The sequence below is a fragment of the Aminobacter sp. SR38 genome, from assembly GCF_014843375.1.
Classification (GTDB): domain Bacteria; phylum Pseudomonadota; class Alphaproteobacteria; order Rhizobiales; family Rhizobiaceae; genus Aminobacter; species Aminobacter ciceronei.
In genome coordinates, this window is sequence record NZ_CP062112.1 from 2,206,252 (window position 1) to 2,225,110 (window position 18,859).

The window sequence follows — 18,859 nt, forward strand, 5'->3', positions numbered from 1 at the left end:
CTCTTTAACCAAGACCGGCGAAACTGCAATCCGATCCATGAGTGGTAATCTGTGTAACAAGCAGTGCCGCCGAAGACAAAGAAAAAGGGTGTCCGCCTAAAGGGCACCAAGTTCAAACAGAGGTTACGGAAGTGTCTGGTTTCGCGTCGCTCCGTCTGGCCGTCAGCGCTGCCCTGATCGGCCTTGCTTTCGTTTCGCCCGATAGCGGTTTCGTCGGCCCGGCCACGGCCGCCCCGAATGGGACGATCGGCCCCAGCGGCCTGCCGTTGCCGCGATTCGTCAGTCTCAAGTCGGGCAAGGTCAATTCGCGCATCGGTCCCGGCGTCAACTATCCGGTCGACTGGCTCTATATGAAGCCGGGCCTGCCGATGGAAATCATCCAAGAATATGACAACTGGCGCCGCGTGCGCGATTCCGAAGGTGCAGAGGGCTGGATCAACCAGTCGCTGCTGTCTGGTCACCGCACAGCGATGACGGCCCCCTGGCAGCGTGGCAAGCCGGCGCAGCTCAACCTGCTCGCCAAGCCCGAGAACGGCGCGCGCACTGTCGCCATCATCGACCCCGGCGTCGTCGGCTCGATCAAGCAGTGCAACGGCACATGGTGCGAGATGTCGTTTGCCGGCACCAGCGGCTGGCTCAACCAGTCGCAGGTCTGGGGCGCCTACCCGGGCGAAAGCATCGAGAACTGATCGTCGACGCCCGGCTGTCTCCGGGCGCGCGGCGAACGCGGCTGAGCGATCAATCGAAAAGAGCGGCTGCAGGGTCCCGGTCAGGCCGGGCGCTTGGGCCTCAGCCTGACCACGATATCGACATTGGCGATTTCCATGCCTTCCGGAGGTTCCGGCAGGTTGGACACACAAACCGAATTCGACTCGATGTCGAAGATGCGGTTCTCGCCCTCGATGTAGAAGTGGTGATGGTCAGAGGTGTTGGTGTCGAAATAGGTCTTCGACCCCTCGACGGCCAGGATGCGCAGAAGGCCTGATTCCGTGAACTGGTGCAGCGCGTTGTAGACGGTCGCAAGCGACACCGGCACACCGGCCGACAAGGCTTCTTCATGCAGTTCCTCGGCGGAAAGGTGCCGGTCGCCCTTGGCAAACAGCAGTTCAGCCAAAGCGATACGCTGACGCGTAGGCCTCAGCCCCGCGTCGCGGACACGCATTTCCACAGCAATGCTTGCCTTGTGGGAATCCACTCGTCGCCTCGTCGAAGTTTTGCCTTCGCCCCATATTAAGCCCGCAAGCGCGCAAAATCTGATCGGCAGCCGGCAAGCTATGGTTGACATATATTCTGTAGCTCAAATGCGATCAATAGCGCGCATTGACCCAGGCGGATGGGCGCGTTAATCGCAAACGCCGGTTTCCGGCTTGAGACAGTCTGTGCTAGTGAGAGCACATAAGAAGGGCGTGGCACCGCCCAAAACGATGACGGGAAGGTGTTCATGGCCGAACAGAAATCCAGCTACGGCTACGAGGAGCTGCTGGCTTGCGCCCGCGGTGAGCTGTTTGGACCCGGCAATGCCCAATTGCCTGCTCCGCCGATGCTGATGTTCGATCGCATCACCGAGATCAGCGAGACCGGCGGCGAGTTCGACAAGGGCTTTGCCCGCGCCGAGTTCGACATCAAGCCGGACCTTTGGTTCTTCCCTTGCCACTTCATCGGCAACCCGATCATGCCGGGCTGCCTCGGCCTCGACGCCATGTGGCAGCTGACCGGCTTCTACCTCGGCTGGCTCGGCGAGCAGGGCAAGGGCATGGCCCTTTCCACCGGTGAGGTGAAGTTCAAGGGCATGGTGACGCCTTCGGTCAAGAAGGTCGAATACGGCATCGATTTCAAGCGCGTGATGCGCGGCCGCCTGGTCCTGGGCATCGCTGACGGCTGGTTGAAAGCCGATGGCGAGACCATATACAAGGCCACCGACCTCAAGGTCGGGCTCTCGAAGCAGGAAGCCGCGGCCTGAGGCCGCCGGACATTCTGAAAGGAAAATCTGAATGAGACGCGTCGTCGTAACGGGCCTTGGTATCGTATCGTCCATCGGCAACAATGCCGACGAGGTCACGGCATCGCTGCGGGACGCCAAGTCCGGCATCAGCTTCTCCAACGATTTCGCCGAACACGGCTTCAAGTGCCAGGTCTGGGGCGCGCCCAATCTCGACACGACCGAGCTGGTCGACCGTCGCGCCGCCCGCTTCCTGTCGCAGGGCGGCATGTGGAACCATGTCGCCATGAAGCAGGCGATCGCCGACAGCGGCCTCGAAGAGAGCGTCGTCTCCGGCAACCCGCGCACCGGTATCATCATGGGCTCGGGCGGTCCGTCGACGCGCACCATCGTCGAAGCGTCGGAAATCACGCTCAAGAACAATTCCCCCAAGCGCATCGGACCGTTCGCGGTGCCGAAGGCGATGTCGTCGACCGCTTCGGCGACGCTCGCCACCTGGTTCAAGATCCACGGCGTCAACTATTCGATCTCGTCGGCCTGCTCGACCTCGGCGCATTGCATCGGCAATGCTGCGGAGATGATCCAGTGGGGCAAGCAGGACGTCATGTTCGCCGGCGGCCACGAGGACCTCGACTGGACCATGTCGAACCTGTTCGACGCCATGGGCGCGATGTCGTCCAAATACAATGACCGTGCCTCGGTCGCTTCACGCGCTTATGACCTCAACCGAGACGGCTTCGTCATCGCCGGTGGTGCCGGCGTGCTGGTGCTCGAAGAGCTCGAACATGCCAAGGCGCGCGGCGCCAAGATCTATTGTGAACTGGTCGGCTACGGTGCGACCTCTGACGGCTACGACATGGTCGCGCCGTCGGGCGAAGGCGCGATGCGCTGCATGCGCCAGGCGCTGTCGACGGTGAAGGGTGAGGTCGACTATATCAACACCCACGGCACCTCGACGCCAGTGGGCGATTCGAAGGAAATGGGCGCCATCCGCGAAGTCTTCGCCGGCAAGCTGCCGAACATCACCTCGACCAAGTCGCTGACCGGTCACTCGCTGGGTGCAGCCGGCGTGCAGGAATCGATCTATTCGATCCTGATGATGCAGGGCGGCTTCATCGGGGAAAGCGCGCATATCGAAGAGCTGGACCCGGAATTCGAAGGCATGCCGATCGTGCGCAAGCGCATCGACGACGCCAAGATCGACACCGTGCTGTCCAACTCCTTCGGTTTCGGCGGCACCAACGCCACGCTCGTTTTCCAGCGCCTCTCGGCATAGGGACACCGACATGGACGGATTGATGAAGGGCAAGCGCGGGCTCATCATGGGCGTCGCGAACGACCATTCGATTGCCTGGGGCATCGCACAGAAGCTTGCCGAGCATGGCGCCGAACTCGCCTTTACCTATCAGGGCGAAGCTTTCGGCCGCCGGGTCAAGCCGCTGGCAGAAAAGGTCGGCGCCGAGATTCTGGTGCCGTGTGACGTCGAGGACAGCGCTTCGGTGGCTGCCGCCTTCGAGACGCTCAGGGAAAAGTGGGGCGGCATCGACTTCCTGGTGCACGCCATCGGCTTCTCCGACAAGAACGAGCTCAAGGGCCTTTACGCCGACACCACGCGCGAGAACTTCGTGCGCACCATGGTGATCTCGTGCTTCTCCTTCACCGAGGTCGCCAAGCACGCGGCGGCGCTGATGAACGACGGCGGCTCGATGATCACCCTGACCTATGCCGGCTCTGTCCGCGTCATGCCGAACTACAACGTCATGGGCGTCGCCAAGGCTGGCCTCGAGGCCAGCGTCCGTTACCTCGCCAACGACTACGGCCCGCGCGGCATCCGGGTCAACGGCATCTCGGCCGGACCGGTGCGCACGCTTGCGGGTGCCGGCATCGCCGATGCGCGCCACATGTTCACCTATCAGCAGCGCAACTCGCCGCTGCGCCGCACGGTCAGCCTCGAAGAGGTCGGCGGCTCGGCGCTGTACCTGTTGTCCGACCTGTCGTCGGGCGTGACAGGCGAGATCCACTACGTCGATTCGGGCTACCACATCGTCTCGATGCCGACGCTGGACGAGCTCAAGCAGATGGATGGCGGGCGCGACTAGCGCCCTCCCCTCGAAAATCGGCGTCGATTTTCGAGCATGGTCGAGCTCGACTTCAAGATATGCGGCGCCATTCTCGCATCCGGATGGGGCGCGTGGCGCGGCAACAAAAACGCCTGCTGGTAAAATTGTAGACAATCGTCAAAATCGATCTTAACGAGCGAATCGGTAGAAATGCCGCGCAAGTTAGGAAAATCAGCATGCCTGCCGCCAGGAATCCCCGTCGAAGCTCCACGTTTCGGCTCATTACCATCGCCGCTTCCGGCATGGGCAGCTTTGTGCTGGGCCTGTGGGTCCTGAGGCTTGGCCTTGGTAACAATGTCGGCGACATGTCCGGCGACGCGATCAGCGCTGTTATCGCAGCCCTTTGCGCGCTTGCCGCCTCGATCGCCGCAATGTCGTTCTTCGCCGGCGTCGACGAATCGGCTGATTTCGTCTTCAACGAAACGCATTTCGACAAGCTGACCGGGCTTCTGGCGCGGCCCGCGATGGTCGGCAAGATCGCCGAGGCAGCGTCGTCCACGGCCCGTACCGGCAAGCCGATGTTCCTTATCGACATCGATATCGACCGCTTCAAGCAGATCAACGACGCCATCGGCTACAGCAATGGCGACGCGCTGATCCGCGCTTTTACCGCGAGGCTCAAGGCGGCTTTGCCGCGCGACATGGTCATCGGTCGTATCGGCGCCGGCGAGTTTGCCATCCTCTATCCCGACCAGATGCTGCGCTGTTCGCTCGACACGCTGATCGGGCGCCTGATCCACGACCTGATGCGGCCGTACCAGCTGCCGTCGCACCAGCAGTCGGTCAACGTCTCCGTCGGCGTCGTGGCCATGCCCAAGGACGGCTACGACCCGGTCGTACTCCTGCGCCGCTCGAACCTTGCGCTGCAGAATGCGCGCGCCAGCGGCATCGGCGACTGGGCCGTGTTCCAGCCCGAAATGGGCCGGGTAGCCGACCACCGCCGCTGGATCGAATCGGAGCTGCACGGCGCCTTCGAACGGGGCGATTTCGACCTGCACTACCAGCCGCAGCTCGACCTGACGTCGGGCCGCGTCGTCGGCTATGAGGCGCTGATCCGCTGGCGCCACCCCGAGCGTGGCATGATCCCGCCGGTCGAGTTCATCTCGGTCGCCGAGGAGACCGGCATGATCGCGCCGATCGGCGAATGGGTGCTGCGCAAGGCCTGCACCGACGCCCGCCTGCTGCCGGAGGATTGCTTCGTTGCCGTCAACATTTCGCCGGTGCAGTTCATGACCCGCGATTTCGTCGGCATCGTCGAGCGCATCATCAAGGACACCGGCATCGAGCCGAAGCGGCTTGAACTCGAACTGACCGAATCGGCGATGATGCAGGACCGCGATCGCGCGGCGTCCATCCTGAAGCAGCTGACCGCCATGGGCATCTCGGTGGCAGTCGACGATTTCGGCACCGGCTACTCGAACCTCGCCTATCTGATCGACTTCTCGTTCCACAAGCTGAAGATCGACCGTTCTTTCGTCAGCCGCATGGAGACCGACAGCAATTCGGGCGCCGTGGTGTCGACGATCGTCGGCCTGTCCAGGGCACTCGGCGTGCGCACCATTGCCGAGGGCGTGGAGACGGAGACACAGGCGACCCTGCTCAGGGCTGCCGGCTGCCAGGAGGTCCAGGGCTATTTCTACGGGCGGCCCGCGCCGCTCAGCCTCGGCGACCCGGCACTGACCCAGGGCACCGAAGGCATCGCCCATCTGCACTGACCCCGTCAGCGCCGCGGCCTGATGGCGGTTCCGCGCCTGGCGCCGATGCCCAACCTCAACGCTTGGCGGAATAGACCCTGAAGGCGTTGTCGACGGCGATTTCCTCGACCGAGAAGAAAGCCTGCGCCAAAACGGGCATGTAGGGCAGGTGGCGGTTCGCCACCATGAACAGCCGCCCGCCCGGCTTGAGCGCCGCGGCCGCCGCCTTGATCATGCGATGGCCGATCTCGGGATCGGCGTCGCGATCCTGGTGGAAGGGCGGGTTCATCACCACCACGTCGTAGCGCCGCTCGACAGGCTCCTTGGCGAGGTCCTGCCAGTGGAAGCCAGGCTGGACGGATGTGGCCGCCACGTTGGACCTGGCTGCCTCCAGTGCCTCGAAATCGGCTTCGAACAGGTCGAGCGCCTTGAGCTCCTTCGCACGCGAAACCACCTCCGCCGCGACATAACCCCAGCCGGCGCAGAAGTCGGCGACCTTGCCCTTGATGTCGACGGGCAGGTTGTCGACCAGAAGGCGCGAGCCTGCGTCGATACGCTCGAAGGAGAACATGCCGGGCGCGGTGCGGAAGCGGCCCTCGACCAGCATTTCGGGATTGTCGGCGCGCAAGGTTGCTGCGGCCGCCTCGGCCTGGGCGGTTCGGTGGAACCACAGCGCCGTGCCGTGATATTTGGGCAAATGGTCGTCGATCTCGAGCAAACCGCCAAGGCGCTTGCGCAAGCTCGAAATGCCGTCCTCCTTGCCGCCCGCAACGACGATCAGCCCGCCCGGTGCAACGCGTTCGATCGCCTCGGCGACACGCAGCTCGTTGAGCCCGCGATGACGCCCGGCCAGCACCAGGGTAATGTCGAAGCCGTCGTCCTCGGCGCGCGCCGCAACATCGTGTCCGGCCGCCGCCAGGGCCAGCACATGCGGGCGGAAGCCCTGGACAAGGGAAAGCCTGGCGTCGAAGCCCTGCGGCTTCCTGAAGCCCGGCTCAGCGCCAATGAACAGGGCACGCATGCCCTGCCCCGGCATCGCCAACAGCTCGGCCTCGAAGGGATAGAACAGGGTTTTCAGTGCGTCGCGTGGCATGGCCGATCCTCAAACATCGTGTTTCTTCCCCTCCTCTGGCCTGCCGGACATCTCCCCGCATGGGCAGATTGGCCAAGCACGCCCGCCGGCGCCAACCGGCAACATCGCAAGCATCGGCACAGTGACAGCAGTTGCCGATCTCCCACCTTGCGGGGGGATGACCGCAGGCCAGAGGGGGCGAAGGAACGCCTGTTTCCGCAAACTGTGCCTCTGTCCGGCCAACTCAAAACGAAAACGGGCGCGACCTTGCGGCGCGCCCGTTTCCTATCAGATTACAAGCCTGTCAGGCGGCGGTTTCTTCGCCTTCAGCCTTCTTGACGATTTCCTTGCCGGTGGCCTGGTCGACGACCTTCATCGACAGGCGGACCTTGCCGCGCTCGTCGAAGCCCATCAGCTTGACCCAGACCTTGTCGCCTTCCTTGACCACATCCGAGGTCTTGGCAACGCGGTCGTTGGCAAGCTGCGAGATGTGGACGAGGCCGTCGCGCGGGCCGAAGAAGTTGACGAAAGCGCCGAAGTCGGCGGTCTTGACGACCGTGCCTTCGTAGATCTCACCGACTTCCGGCTCGGCCACGATGGTGTGGATCCACTTCTTGGCCGCCTCGATCTCCTTGGCGTTCGACGAAGCGATCTTGACCGTGCCGTCGTCCTCGATGTTGATCTTGGCGCCGGTCTTCTCGACGATCTCGCGGATGACCTTGCCGCCCGAACCGATGACTTCACGGATTTTGTCGGTCGGGATGTGCATGACCTCGATGCGCGGAGCGAATTCGCCGAGTTCCTTGCGGCCTTCCGACAGAGCCTTCGACATTTCGCCGAGGATGTGCAGGCGGCCGTCCTTGGCCTGGCCGAGCGCGATGTTCATGATCTCTTCGGTGATACCGTCGATCTTGATGTCCATCTGCAGCGCGGTGATGCCGTTGGTCGTGCCGGCAACCTTGAAGTCCATGTCGCCGAGGTGATCCTCGTCGCCCAGGATGTCGGAGAGGACGGCGAAACGCTCGCCTTCCTTGATCAGGCCCATGGCGATGCCGGCAACCGGCTTCTGCAGCGGAACGCCGGCATCCATCAGCGCCAGCGAGGTGCCGCAGACGGTGGCCATCGACGACGAGCCGTTCGACTCGGTGATCTCGGAGACGACGCGCAGCGTGTAGGGGAACTGCTCGGCAGCCGGCAGCATCGGGCGGACAGCGCGCCAGGCGAGCTTGCCGTGGCCGATTTCGCGGCGGCCGGGCGAACCCATGCGGCCGGTCTCACCGACCGAGTAGGGGGGGAAGTTGTAGTGAAGGAGGAACTTCTCCTTGTACATGCCGGTCAGCGAGTCGACATACTGCTCGTCTTCGCCGGTGCCGAGCGTGGCAACGACCAGCGCCTGGGTCTCACCGCGGGTGAACAGCGACGAGCCGTGGGTGCGCGGCAGGACGCCGACTTCGGACACGATCGCGCGGACCGTCTTGAGGTCGCGGCCGTCGATGCGCGAACCGGTGTCGAGGATGTTCCAGCGCACGATCTTGGCCTGGAGTTCCTTGAACACGGTGGCGACCTTCTCGGACGACCACTTCGGAGATTCCTCGCCTTCAGCGGCGAACGCTGCCTTGACCTTGGCCTTGACCGCGTCGACGGCGGCGTAGCGGGCCTGCTTGTCGGTGATCTTGTAGGCGTCGCGCAGTTCGCCTTCGACGATCTTCAGCATCTCGGCTTCGAGATCGGAATTGTCGGGCGAGGTGAAGTCGCGCGGGTCCTTGGCGGCCACTTCAGCCAGCTTGATGATGGCGTCGATGACCGGCTGGAAACCACGGTGACCGAACATGACGGCGCCGAGCATCACGTCTTCAGCCAGTTCCTTGGCTTCCGACTCGACCATGAGCACGGCGGCATCGGTGCCGGCGACGACGAGGTCGAGCTTCGATTCCTGCATCTCGTCGATGTGCGGGTTGAGCACATATTCGCCGTTGATGTAGCCGACGCGCGCGCCGCCGATCGGGCCCATGAAGGGCACGCCCGAAAGCGTCAGCGCAGCCGAGGTGGCGACGATCGACAGGATGTCAGGGTCGTTCTCGAGGTCGTGCTGAACGACGGTGACGACGACCTGGGTGTCGTTCTTGTAGCCTTCGGCGAAGAGCGGGCGGATCGGACGGTCGATCAGGCGCGAAACCAGCGTTTCCTTCTCGCTCGGACGGCCTTCACGCTTGAAGTAGCCGCCAGGAATCTTGCCGGCTGCGTAGGTCTTTTCCTGGTAGTTGACGGTCAGCGGGAAGAAGTCGAAGCCCGGCTTCGGCTCCTTGGCCGAAACGACGGTGGCGAGGACGACGGTTTCGCCGTAGGTGGCGAGCACGGCGGCATCGGCCTGGCGCGCGATCTTGCCGGTTTCGAGGATGAGCGGACGGCCGCCCCATTCGATTTCAACTTTGTGGTGATTGAACATATTCTGTCCTTCGTGGCGGGAACGGTCGACGCCGCATCTCGGCGCGCCAATTCCCTGGCTTGTTCGGCGCGCCATAGGAAAACCTCCTGGTCTTCCGCTCGCGCCTTGGCTTCGGTTTGGCCAGCCACGGGCAAGACAACAAGAAGCTCGGCGGGAGAAATGGCCGCAAATGCGGCCGGCCGAACGTCCTGCAATCCTGCCCCATGACCGTCCATGGGCGGTTCGGGCGCGTCGCTGCGGCGCTCCGGAACCTTTTTCAGCGCGACCCCGCCGCTGTGGCGAGATCGGACCGATGGACCACCGATGAGGATGGCCCGAATGCGCGACCGGCGGGTCCTCCCCTGGGGAGAACCCGCCGGTCAATTCATCAGCGGCGCAGACCGAGCTTTTCGATCAGCGTCTGATAGCGTGCGTCATCCTTGCGCTTGAGGTAGTCAAGCAGCGAACGACGCAGGGAGACGAGCGCCAGAAGACCACGACGGGAGTGGTTGTCCTTCTTGTGGTCCTTGAAGTGCTCGGTCAGGTTCTTGATGCGCTCGGAGAGGATGGCAACCTGGACTTCCGGCGAACCGGTGTCGCCTTTGGCGGTTGCGAACTGAGCCATAAGCTCGGCCTTGCGCTCTGCAGTGATCGACATCGTGTTTTCCTTTCAATCTGGAGGAAACGGGACGCCCTCGGCCGGGATGTCGTCCAGCTGGGGCCAATGGAACAAGGCGCTCAAAAGCGCGATGTTGCGGCGCATATAGTGGAATTTGGCAACAAAAGCCAGTCCCATTCGCAAGCCGGCTCCGGGCCGCGCTTCAGAGCCATTTGCGCCAGCGGAAAAACAGCACCAGCGAGATCGCGACAAAGGCCATGAAGCCAAGCGCCGCCGGATAGCCGTAGGGCCATAGCAGCTCGGGCATGTTCCAGGGCGAGCTGGCGGGGTCGAAATTCATGCCCCAGATGCCGGCGAGGAAGGTCAGCGGGATGAAGATCGCCGAGACGATGGTCAGCACACCGATGATCTCGTTGGTCCGTGACTGCGATAGCGACAGCTGCATCTCGATCAGGCCGATCATCGTTTCGCGCTGGGATTCGACCGTTTCGGCGAGACGGATGGCATGGTCGAGCGTGTCGTTGAAATAGACCTTCGTCTCGGCCGTGATGAAGGGGGCATCGGAGCGGATGAGTGTCGTCAGGGCGTCGCGCAACGGCATGATCGTGCGCTTGAGCAGGCTGGTTGCCCGGCGCAAGCCGTGCAGCTGGCTGATGTGCTGCTTCCTGGGCGCGGCCAGCAGCTCGTCCTCGATGGCGTCGACCTTGTCGCCGGTGGCATCGACAATCGGGAAGTAGCTGTCCACCACCGCATCGATCAACGCATAGGCAAGATAATCGGCCTTGCGATGGCGCAGGCGGCTCGGATTGGAGGTGCGGATGCGCTGGCGCACCGGCTCGAACGGGTCGCCCTCGCGCTCCTGGAAGGTGACGACGAACTTGTCGCCGAAGAAGAACGAAATCTGCTCGTAGCGGCTGGTCCTGGCGTCGTCGATCATCGACAGTACGAAGAAGGCATGCTCGTCGAAGAAGTCGGCCTTGGAGCGCTGGCCTGTGTTGACCACATCCTCGAGTGCCAGCGTGTGCAGGTGGAAGATCCTGCCGATCTCCTCGATCAGGCCGATATTGGCGAGCCCGACGCAGTCGAGCCAGATCAACGGCCAGTTGTTGCAAGCCGCCTCGACGTCATCGAGGCTGGCGTCGTCGACGAACTCGCAGGTATCAGGTGAGATCAGCGTCAGGTTCAGCGCCGACTGGCGCGCCGACGGATCGGCGATCAGCGTGCCGGGTGACGCGCCGACCGGCGGCCGCGCGTGCTGGCGATGGCGACGATTGCCGTTGGGTTCAGCCAGTGCCATTTCGCCTCGCTCGCGGAATCATGTCAGCGATCCAAGCGGAAACGGCACCGGCAGACAAGTGTCAGGCAGTGAACACCCGCTTGGGCTTGAACATGCCCTGCTCGATGGCGCCGATGGCGACGAGTTTGCCGCGCGCGGTGGCGCAGGCTTCCTCGGCCTCGACAGGGGCATCGCGGCCGCGAACGATGACCGGGTTGCCGAGCCTGATCTTGGAGGCGGCTTCGTCGGTCACGGCGACCTGCGGCAGGCAGTCGAGTGCCGCCGAAGTGTCGACGACGAATTCATCGATCGCTGTGAAGTCCCATTTGCCCTCTTCGCCTTCCGGCTGGCCGGCGGTGCGAGCCGCCTCGAGCTCGGCAATGGTGACGAAGTCCTCTGCCGTGAAGGGGTCGACCTCGGTGCGGCGAAGCTCGGAGATGTGGCCGAAGCAGCCGAGATCCCGTCCCATGTCGCGGGCAAGCGAGCGGACATAGGTGCCCTTGCCGCAATCGATCTCGAATACGGTGCGATCAGCACTGTTTTCGATGATCTCGAGACGGCCGATCTCGACCTCGCGGGCGGGAATGTCGACGGTCTCGCCCTCACGGGCGAGGTCATAGGCGCGTTCGCCTGCGATCTTGATCGCCGAGAACTGCGGCGGCGTCTGCATGATGACGCCGGTATATTTCGGCATGACGGCGCGGATCTCTTCCTCGGACGGACGCTTGTCCGAGGTCTTGGTCACCGGTCCTTCCAGGTCATCGGTCGAGCGCTCTTCGCCCCACGAGACGGTGAAGCGGTAAACCTTGGCGCCATCCATGACGTAAGGCACGGTCTTGGTGGCTTCGCCGAGCGCGATCGGCAGCATGCCGGAGGCGAGCGGGTCGAGGGTTCCGGCGTGTCCGGCCTTCTCGGCGTTGAACAGCCACTTGATCTTGGAGACGGCCTCGGTCGAGCCCATGCCCACCGGTTTGTCCAGCACCAGCCAGCCGGAGACGGGCCGGCCTTTCTTCTTGCCGCGACGCGACATGTCAGTCTTCCTTGTCTTCTTCGCCGTCGAGGTCGCGCGCCACTTCGGGCGAGCGCAGCAGATCGTTGATCTTGGCGAAATTGTCGTAACTGGTGTCCAGCCGGAAACGGAATTCCGGCATGTATTTCATCTGCTTGAGGGCAAATGAAACGCGGCCACGGATGAATTTGGCGTATTTGTTGAGTGCCGAGATGACCGCGTCCGGGTCCTTGGCGCCGATCGGCGACACGAAGGCTGTGGCGATCTTGAGATCGGGCGACATCCGCACCTCGGTGATCGAGATGACTGTCGTTTCGATCACCGGATCGATGATTTCTCCGCGCGGGAGCATTTCGGACAGCGCATGACGCACCTGCTCGCCGACGCGAAGCTGGCGCTGGGATGGGCCTGAACTCTGAAAACGCGACATGGTCCTGAAAATCCATATGTCGCAGGAGGCGGAATGGGACCGCACATCCTGCTGCACGAAAACGGACGGCGGCCGAACGGCCACCGTCCAAATGACTAGACTAATGCCAGAGGCTTAGAGCCTCCGGGTAATCATCTCGACGCGGAAGCACTCGATGATGTCACCCTGACGCATGTCCTCGTAGTTCTGGAAGGCCATACCACATTCCTGGCCGACCGGCACTTCGGAGACTTCGTCCTTGAAGCGCTTGAGCGTCTTGAGCGTGCCTTCGTGGATGACAACGTTGTCGCGGATGAGGCGAACGCCGGCACCACGTTCGACCTTGCCTTCGGTGACACGGCAGCCCGCAACCTTGCCCGTCTTCGTGATGTTGAAGACTTCGAGGATTTCGGCGTTGCCGATGAAGGTCTCGCGACGCTCCGGCGACAGCAGGCCCGACATCGCATCCTTGATGTCATCCACAAGGCTGTAGATGATGTTGTAGTAGCGGATCTCGATGCCCTGCTGCTCAGCGGCGTGACGTGCCTGCGCATTGGCGCGGACGTTGAAGCCGATGATTGCAGCACCCGACGTTTCGGCGAGCGTGACATCGCTTTCGGTGATCGCGCCGGCGCCTGAATGGACGATGCGCGCACGCACCTCGTCGGTGCCGAGCTTGTCGAGCGCTGCGATGATCGCTTCGACCGAGCCCTGCACGTCACCCTTGATGATGAGCGGGAACTCCTTGAGGCCGGACGACTGCAGCTGCGACATCATCTGCTCGAGCGAGCCGCGCTGGGTGGCGTGCTTGGCGACAGCCTTGTCGCGCGCCAGACGCTGGCGGTACTCGGTGATCTCGCGGGCGCGGGCCTCGTTGTTGACGACCGCGAAGCGGTCGCCAGCCTGAGGCGTTCCCTGGAGGCCGAGAATTTCGACCGGCATCGACGGCGGAGCTTCTTCGAGGCGGTTGCCACGATCGTCGACCAGGGCACGGACACGGCCCCACTGGTCGCCGGCGACGAGGATGTCGCCCGGCAGCAGCGTACCGGTCTGGACGAGCACGGTCGCAACCGGACCACGGCCCTTGTCGAGCTTGGCTTCGATGACCACGCCCTCGGCCGTACGGTCGGGGTTGGCCTTCAGGTCGAGAACTTCGGCCTGCAGCAGGATCGCTTCGAGCAGCTTGTCGAGATTGGTGCCGTTCTTCGCCGAAACCTCGACGTCGAGAACTTCACCGCCCATCGATTCCACAAAGACTTCGTGGCGCAGCAGCTCGGTGCGGACCTTCTGGGCGTTCGCCGACGGCTTGTCGATCTTGTTGATCGCAACGATGATCGGCACGCCGGCAGCCTTGGCATGGCTGATCGACTCGATGGTCTGCGGCATGACGCTGTCGTCGGCCGCAACCACCAGGATCGCAATGTCGGTCGCCTGGGCGCCACGGGCACGCATCGCCGTGAAGGCGGCGTGGCCGGGGGTGTCGATGAAGGTGATCTTCTGACCGTTCTTTTCGACCTGGTAGGCGCCGATGTGCTGGGTGATGCCACCGGCTTCGCCCGACACGACATTGGCATTGCGGATGGCATCGAGCAGCGACGTCTTGCCGTGATCGACGTGGCCCATGATGGTGACCACAGGCGGACGCGACACAAGCGTCGTGCTGTGATCGGCGATGTCGAACAGGCCTTCTTCGATGTCGGACTCAGCAACGCGGCGGACCGTGTGGCCGAACTCGCCAGCCACCAGCTCGGCCGTATCGGCGTCGATGACGTCGCCCGGCTTCAGCATCTGGCCCTGCTTCATGAAGAACTTGACGACCTCGACGGCGCGCTCGGACATGCGCTGGGCCAGTTCCTGGATCGTGATGGTCTCAGGAAGGATGACCTCGCGCACGATCTTTTCGCGCGTCTCCTGGTGCATCGCACGCTTGAACTTCTCCTGGCGGCGACGCATCGCCGACAGCGAACGCGAACGTGCGTCGCCATCCGCGGAAGACAGCGCCGTGTTGAGCGTCAGCTTGCCACGACGACGGTCGTCCTCGGTCTTGGTCTTGGCCGGACGGGCGATCTCCGGGGTCGCAACGCGGCGGATCGGCGATGCGGTTGCAGCACCGGGTCCAACGCGGCCCTTCGGCTTGGCTTCCACTTCGTCAGGCACATTGGCTTCGAGGGCAGCGGCCGGCGCACGGCGGCGGGCTTCGTCCTCGGCGCGGCGGCGGGATTCAGCCTCGGTCTTGAGGCGGGCTTCCTCCTCCGCCTGGCGGCGAGCCGAATCCTCGCGCTCCTTGCGGCGGCGCTCGTCTTCTTCGGCACGGCGGCGTGCGTCTTCGGCAGCACGGGCGCGATCTTCCTGTTCTCGCGCGACCGAGCCTTCGAGCGCACGACGACGGGCGTCCATCTCGCTGCGCGACAATGAGTTCAGCACCATGCCCGAGCGCTCGGGCTGGCGCGGCGCAGGCCGCGGTGCCTCTTTCGCGACGGGCGCGGGCGCGGGCGTCGGGGCAGGCCTGGGCGCAGGAGCTGCCGCGACCGGCGTCGGAGCAACAGGCGCTGCTGCCACGGGCGCAACCGGAGCTGCCGGCGCGGGCGCTGCCGGCTGGGGCTTGGGCGCGAAAACAGTCTGTGCCGTCGGCGTCGGCTCGTGCTTGTCGCCGGGCATGGAGAACTTACGCTTCTTCGTCTCCACGACGACCTGCTTGGTGCGGCCGTGCGAGAAGTTCTGGCGTACCGTTCCCTGCTCCGATCCCGGGCGCTTCAGCGTCAAGGTCTTCTTCGGAGTGACGCTCAACGTGTTGTCATCGCCCGATTTGCTATCGCTCATTCCATATCCTCTGCGGCATCATCGTCGTAGGCAATCGCCGCAATCATTGCCAGATCATCCGGGGATCCGCCCCGATATCGGTCAAGCGCAACCATGCGCTTCGCGACCGCCTTGCCCGCTTCTCCCGCGAGGACGGCAGCATGTATCACATTTGTTGCCCCCAATGCCAAACCCAATTCCGCTTCCGAAAAAAGTTTGTAGGCGGGCGTGGCAGGCCCGCCGATATGCACTGTGGCCTTGCGGGCCTGGGTGATCTTGCGGACGCCATCCTCGGCGCCCTCGTAAGCATGGAGTACCAGAAGCGCCTTGCCGGCACGGACCGTGGAGTCGACCTTGGCGGCACCTAGTGCCACCAGACCGGCCTTGCGGGCAAGCCCAAGCGAGCCAAGTGCTGACCGGGCGAGCAGATTATCCACCATTGCGCCCAGATCGGGCGGCACGACGACCTGCGCCTTGAAGGCACGGGCGAACATGCCCTTGGCCGCCGCCTTGTCGATATGTAGGCGGTCGGCCGTCACCCAGCAACCGCGGCCGGGCAGATTTCTTTTGAGATCGGGATAGACGGCCGAATCCGGGCCGACGACGAAACGGATCAGATCATCCGGTTCGGCGCTTTTGCGCGTGACGATGCAGGTGCGATCGTTCATCTCGTCCAACAGATTCCCCGGCCGGCCTCACGTCACTCACCGGCGACGTCGGCAGGCTCTTCCTCGGACGCAATCTCGTCCTCAGCGATCCAGCCAACCATGCGTCGGGCAGCAACAACCATCTGTTCCGCGTCGGTGCGCGAGACGCCGAAGTCGGCGAGCACGCCCGGGAAGAACTTGGTCTCTCCGTCCTTGCGTTCCTTCCAGCCGACGAGATCGTCGGCGGCGTAGCCGGCGAAGTCCTCGACAGTCGTGACACCGTCATTGCCGAGCGCCACCAGCATCGCGGTGGTAATGCCGGGAATCTCGCGCAGCTCGTCTTGCACGCCGAGCGACTTGCGCTTCTCGTCGTGCTCGGCCTCGATCTTGCCAAGATATTCGCGGGCGCGGGTCTGGATCTCGGACGCAGTGTCCTCGTCGAAGCCGTCGATCGATGCGATTTCGTCGGCATCGACGTAAGCCACTTCCTCAACCGAGGTGAACCCTTCGGAGGCCAGAACCTGGCCGACCATCTCGTCGACGTCGAGCGATTCCATGAACAGGGTCGAACGCTCGACGAATTCCTTCTGGCGGCGCTCCGACTCTTCCTGCTCGGTCAGGATGTCTATGTCCCAGCCGGTCAGCTGCGAAGCCAGGCGCACGTTCTGGCCGCGGCGGCCGATGGCCAGCGACAGCTGATCATCAGGAACCACGACTTCGATGCGCTCGGCGTCCTCGTCGAGAACGACCTTGGCGACTTCAGCCGGCTGCAGCGCGTTGACAATGAAGGAGGCAGCCGAAGGCGACCACGGAATGATGTCGATCTTTTCGCCCTGGAGCTCGCCGACGACAGCCTGGACGCGCGAACCACGCATACCGACGCAGGCGCCGACCGGGTCGATCGAACTGTCACGCGAGATGACGGCGATCTTGGCGCGCGAACCGGGGTCGCGGGCAACCGACTTGATCTCGATGATGCCATCGTAGATTTCCGGCACTTCCATGGTGAACAGCTTCGCCATGAACTGCGGATGGGTACGCGACAGGAAGATCTGCGGGCCGCGCTGCTCGCGGCGCACGTCGTAGACGTAAGCGCGGACGCGGTCGCCATACTTGTAGTTTTCGCGAGGGATCAGCTCGTCGCGGCGGATGATCGCCTCGCCACGGCCGAGGTCGACGATGACGTTGCCGTATTCGACGCGCTTGACCGTGCCGTTGACGATCTCGCCGATGCGATCCTTGTATTCGTCGTACTGGCGATCGCGCTCGGCTTCACGCACCTTCTGGACGATGACCTGCTTGGCCGACTGGGCGGCAATGCGGCCAAAATCCATCGGCGGCAGCTGTTCGGCGATGAAGTCGCCGAGCTGGGCGTCGGGGTTGCGCTCGCGTGCCGAGGTCAGGGCGATCTGGGTGGCATAGTCCTCGACCTTGTCGACGACTTCCATCAGGCGCTGCAGCTTCATCTCACCCGTGTTGGGGTTGATGTCGGCGCGGATGTTGGTCTCCTGACCATAGCGCGAGCGCGCTGCCTTCTGGATCGCGTCGGCCATGGCGGCGATGACGATCGACTTGTCGATCGACTTCTCGCGGGCGACCGCATCGGCGATCTGCAGCAGTTCGAGCCTGTTGGCGCTTACAACCATTGTCTTTCTCCCGGAGCGACCGGCCGGACCTTGCCCAGCCGTTCGGCTCTATCAATCTTCCGTTTCGGTTTCTTCGTCTTCCGGCGCATCCTCGGCTTCGCCGCGACGCTTCCGTGCTTCCTTGCGCGCCTGATTGTCCTTGCTCAGGGCATCGCGAATAAGATCGTCGGTGAGGATCAGCCGGGCATCCGAGATCGCCTCGAAAGGCACGCGCACGGTCGGCTCCTCGCCGTAAGCAGCCTGGTCGCGCTGGATCAGGACGCTCTCTTCGTCGACTTCGGCGATCTTGCCGCGGAAGCGCTTGCGATCGGCAACCATGACCGAGGTCTCCATCTTGACGATGTGACCGATCCAGTTGCCGAAATCCGACTTGCGGACCAGCGGCCGGTCGATGCCCGGCGACGAGACTTCGAGATGATACGCCTTTTCGATCGGATCATCGACATCGAGAGCAGGCGAAACCGCGCGGCTCACCGCTTCGCAATCCTGGACGGTCATGGTGCCGTCTTCGCGCTCGGTCATGATCTGCAGCGTCAGCCCGTTCTGGCCCGAGAGACGGATGCGAACGAGGCGGAAGCCGATCGCGCGAAGGACGGGCTGAACGATCAGGGCGATACGGGCGTCGATGCCGGTTTCGCGGATGATGCGGTCGTCGCCTGTCTGTTCGACTGCGTTTTCGGTCATTGGTTCTCCAGACGGTCGGCAGGTAACAAAAAAGAGCGGGACCGGGTGGACCCACTCTTCGTCATACCGACCAAGAATTTGAGGCTGATATAGCCGAAGGCGGCGCGCCTTTCAAGTCCTGTGGCCGGTTGCGTCCACTGGCACTTGTTTAGCCGACCATTGCAGCAGATGCATGGCAAACATGCGCGGACACCCCTACCGCTTCTCTCTGCGCCACCTATATTTGGTGCGTTGCACAAAAATGATGATGCAGCGCAAAAGAGGACACCGAGATGAGCACCCGCAAGCAATTTGGCCGCATTGGCGTACTGGTTCGCACCTTTGGTAGCGCCGTCGCTGCAGCAGCAGCCGTCGAGCGCGGTCATCGCCCAACCAACCAGGACCTGGTGATGCTCGGCATCGACCCGATGCACTTCGACCGCATCCGCAAATACTGATCAAGGCATTCAGGGTAGAGAGCGCACCGCTGGCCGGTCATTGGCGATAGCCGAGACGGGCCAGCCGGGCAGTGCTCCGGAGC

17 protein-coding genes are annotated in these 18,859 nt (G+C 63.4%); 6 read left to right on the plus strand and 11 right to left on the minus strand.

The annotated features are described in order from the left end of the window. Positions 1-131 precede the first annotated feature (131 nt). The gene (locus tag IG197_RS10805) at positions 132-689 is read left to right on the plus strand and encodes an SH3 domain-containing protein (RefSeq protein ID WP_182575142.1); all 558 of its coding nucleotides are present in this window, start codon (positions 132-134) and stop codon (positions 687-689) included. 80 nt (positions 690-769) lie between these two features. On the opposite strand, the gene irrA is transcribed toward IG197_RS10805, so the two are convergent. Then, positions 770-1,168, minus strand: a complete 399-nt coding sequence (gene irrA, locus IG197_RS10810; protein WP_371746543.1) for an iron response transcriptional regulator IrrA — start codon at positions 1,166-1,168, stop codon at positions 770-772. A 273-nt stretch (positions 1,169-1,441) separates the two neighbouring features. Between irrA and fabA the strand changes: the two genes are divergently transcribed. The 4 genes from fabA (at position 1,442) to IG197_RS10830 (ending at position 5,774) form a co-directional block, all read left to right on the plus strand. Next, the gene (fabA, locus tag IG197_RS10815) at positions 1,442-1,960 is read left to right on the plus strand and encodes a 3-hydroxyacyl-[acyl-carrier-protein] dehydratase FabA (protein ID WP_067954422.1); all 519 of its coding nucleotides are present in this window, start codon (positions 1,442-1,444) and stop codon (positions 1,958-1,960) included. A gap of 31 nt (positions 1,961-1,991) precedes the next feature. Further along, entirely contained in the window at positions 1,992-3,215 is a 1,224-nt protein-coding gene (gene fabB, locus IG197_RS10820; protein WP_067954424.1) for a beta-ketoacyl-ACP synthase I, read from the plus strand. A 10-nt stretch (positions 3,216-3,225) separates the two neighbouring features. After that, positions 3,226-4,038 (plus strand): enoyl-ACP reductase FabI, encoded by an 813-nt coding sequence (gene fabI / locus IG197_RS10825; RefSeq protein WP_067954426.1) that lies wholly within the window; start codon positions 3,226-3,228, stop codon positions 4,036-4,038. Between the two features lie 197 nt (positions 4,039-4,235). Next, positions 4,236-5,774, plus strand: coding sequence for a bifunctional diguanylate cyclase/phosphodiesterase (locus IG197_RS10830; protein WP_154385939.1), 1,539 nt, complete (start codon positions 4,236-4,238; stop codon positions 5,772-5,774). A 55-nt stretch (positions 5,775-5,829) separates the two neighbouring features. On the opposite strand, the gene IG197_RS10835 is transcribed toward IG197_RS10830, so the two are convergent. The 10 genes from IG197_RS10835 to rimP form a co-directional block, all read right to left on the minus strand. Next, positions 5,830-6,846: a class I SAM-dependent methyltransferase gene (locus tag IG197_RS10835; protein ID WP_192318689.1), complete on the minus strand. Its 1,017-nt coding sequence runs from the start codon at positions 6,844-6,846 to the stop codon at positions 5,830-5,832. Between the two features lie 283 nt (positions 6,847-7,129). Further along, positions 7,130-9,271: a polyribonucleotide nucleotidyltransferase gene (gene pnp / locus IG197_RS10840; RefSeq protein WP_192318691.1), complete on the minus strand. Its 2,142-nt coding sequence runs from the start codon at positions 9,269-9,271 to the stop codon at positions 7,130-7,132. A gap of 367 nt (positions 9,272-9,638) precedes the next feature. Beyond that, a complete protein-coding gene (rpsO, locus tag IG197_RS10845) occupies positions 9,639-9,908 on the minus strand; it encodes a 30S ribosomal protein S15 (protein WP_154385943.1) in 270 nt (89 codons plus the stop codon). 163 nt (positions 9,909-10,071) lie between these two features. Then, positions 10,072-11,166: a magnesium/cobalt transporter CorA gene (gene corA, locus IG197_RS10850; protein WP_154385944.1), complete on the minus strand. Its 1,095-nt coding sequence runs from the start codon at positions 11,164-11,166 to the stop codon at positions 10,072-10,074. A 61-nt stretch (positions 11,167-11,227) separates the two neighbouring features. Next, the gene (gene truB / locus IG197_RS10855) at positions 11,228-12,175 is read right to left on the minus strand and encodes a tRNA pseudouridine(55) synthase TruB (RefSeq protein ID WP_067954437.1); all 948 of its coding nucleotides are present in this window, start codon (positions 12,173-12,175) and stop codon (positions 11,228-11,230) included. A gap of 1 nt (position 12,176) precedes the next feature. Beyond that, positions 12,177-12,584: a 30S ribosome-binding factor RbfA gene (gene rbfA / locus IG197_RS10860; RefSeq protein WP_067954438.1), complete on the minus strand. Its 408-nt coding sequence runs from the start codon at positions 12,582-12,584 to the stop codon at positions 12,177-12,179. A 114-nt stretch (positions 12,585-12,698) separates the two neighbouring features. Further along, positions 12,699-15,383: a translation initiation factor IF-2 gene (gene infB, locus IG197_RS10865; RefSeq protein WP_067954440.1), complete on the minus strand. Its 2,685-nt coding sequence runs from the start codon at positions 15,381-15,383 to the stop codon at positions 12,699-12,701. Next, positions 15,380-16,030: an RNA-binding protein gene (locus IG197_RS10870; RefSeq protein ID WP_067965752.1), complete on the minus strand. Its 651-nt coding sequence runs from the start codon at positions 16,028-16,030 to the stop codon at positions 15,380-15,382. Before IG197_RS10870 ends, infB begins: the two co-directional genes overlap by 4 nt. Positions 16,031-16,062: 32 nt before the next feature. After that, the gene (gene nusA, locus IG197_RS10875) at positions 16,063-17,655 is read right to left on the minus strand and encodes a transcription termination factor NusA (protein ID WP_067954442.1); all 1,593 of its coding nucleotides are present in this window, start codon (positions 17,653-17,655) and stop codon (positions 16,063-16,065) included. A 51-nt stretch (positions 17,656-17,706) separates the two neighbouring features. Next, positions 17,707-18,339, minus strand: a complete 633-nt coding sequence (gene rimP / locus IG197_RS10880) for a ribosome maturation factor RimP (protein ID WP_192318693.1) — start codon at positions 18,337-18,339, stop codon at positions 17,707-17,709. A gap of 272 nt (positions 18,340-18,611) precedes the next feature. On the opposite strand from rimP, the gene IG197_RS10885 reads away from it, so the two are divergent. Next, positions 18,612-18,776, plus strand: coding sequence for a hypothetical protein (locus tag IG197_RS10885; protein WP_169808283.1), 165 nt, complete (start codon positions 18,612-18,614; stop codon positions 18,774-18,776). Positions 18,777-18,859 lie beyond the last annotated feature (83 nt).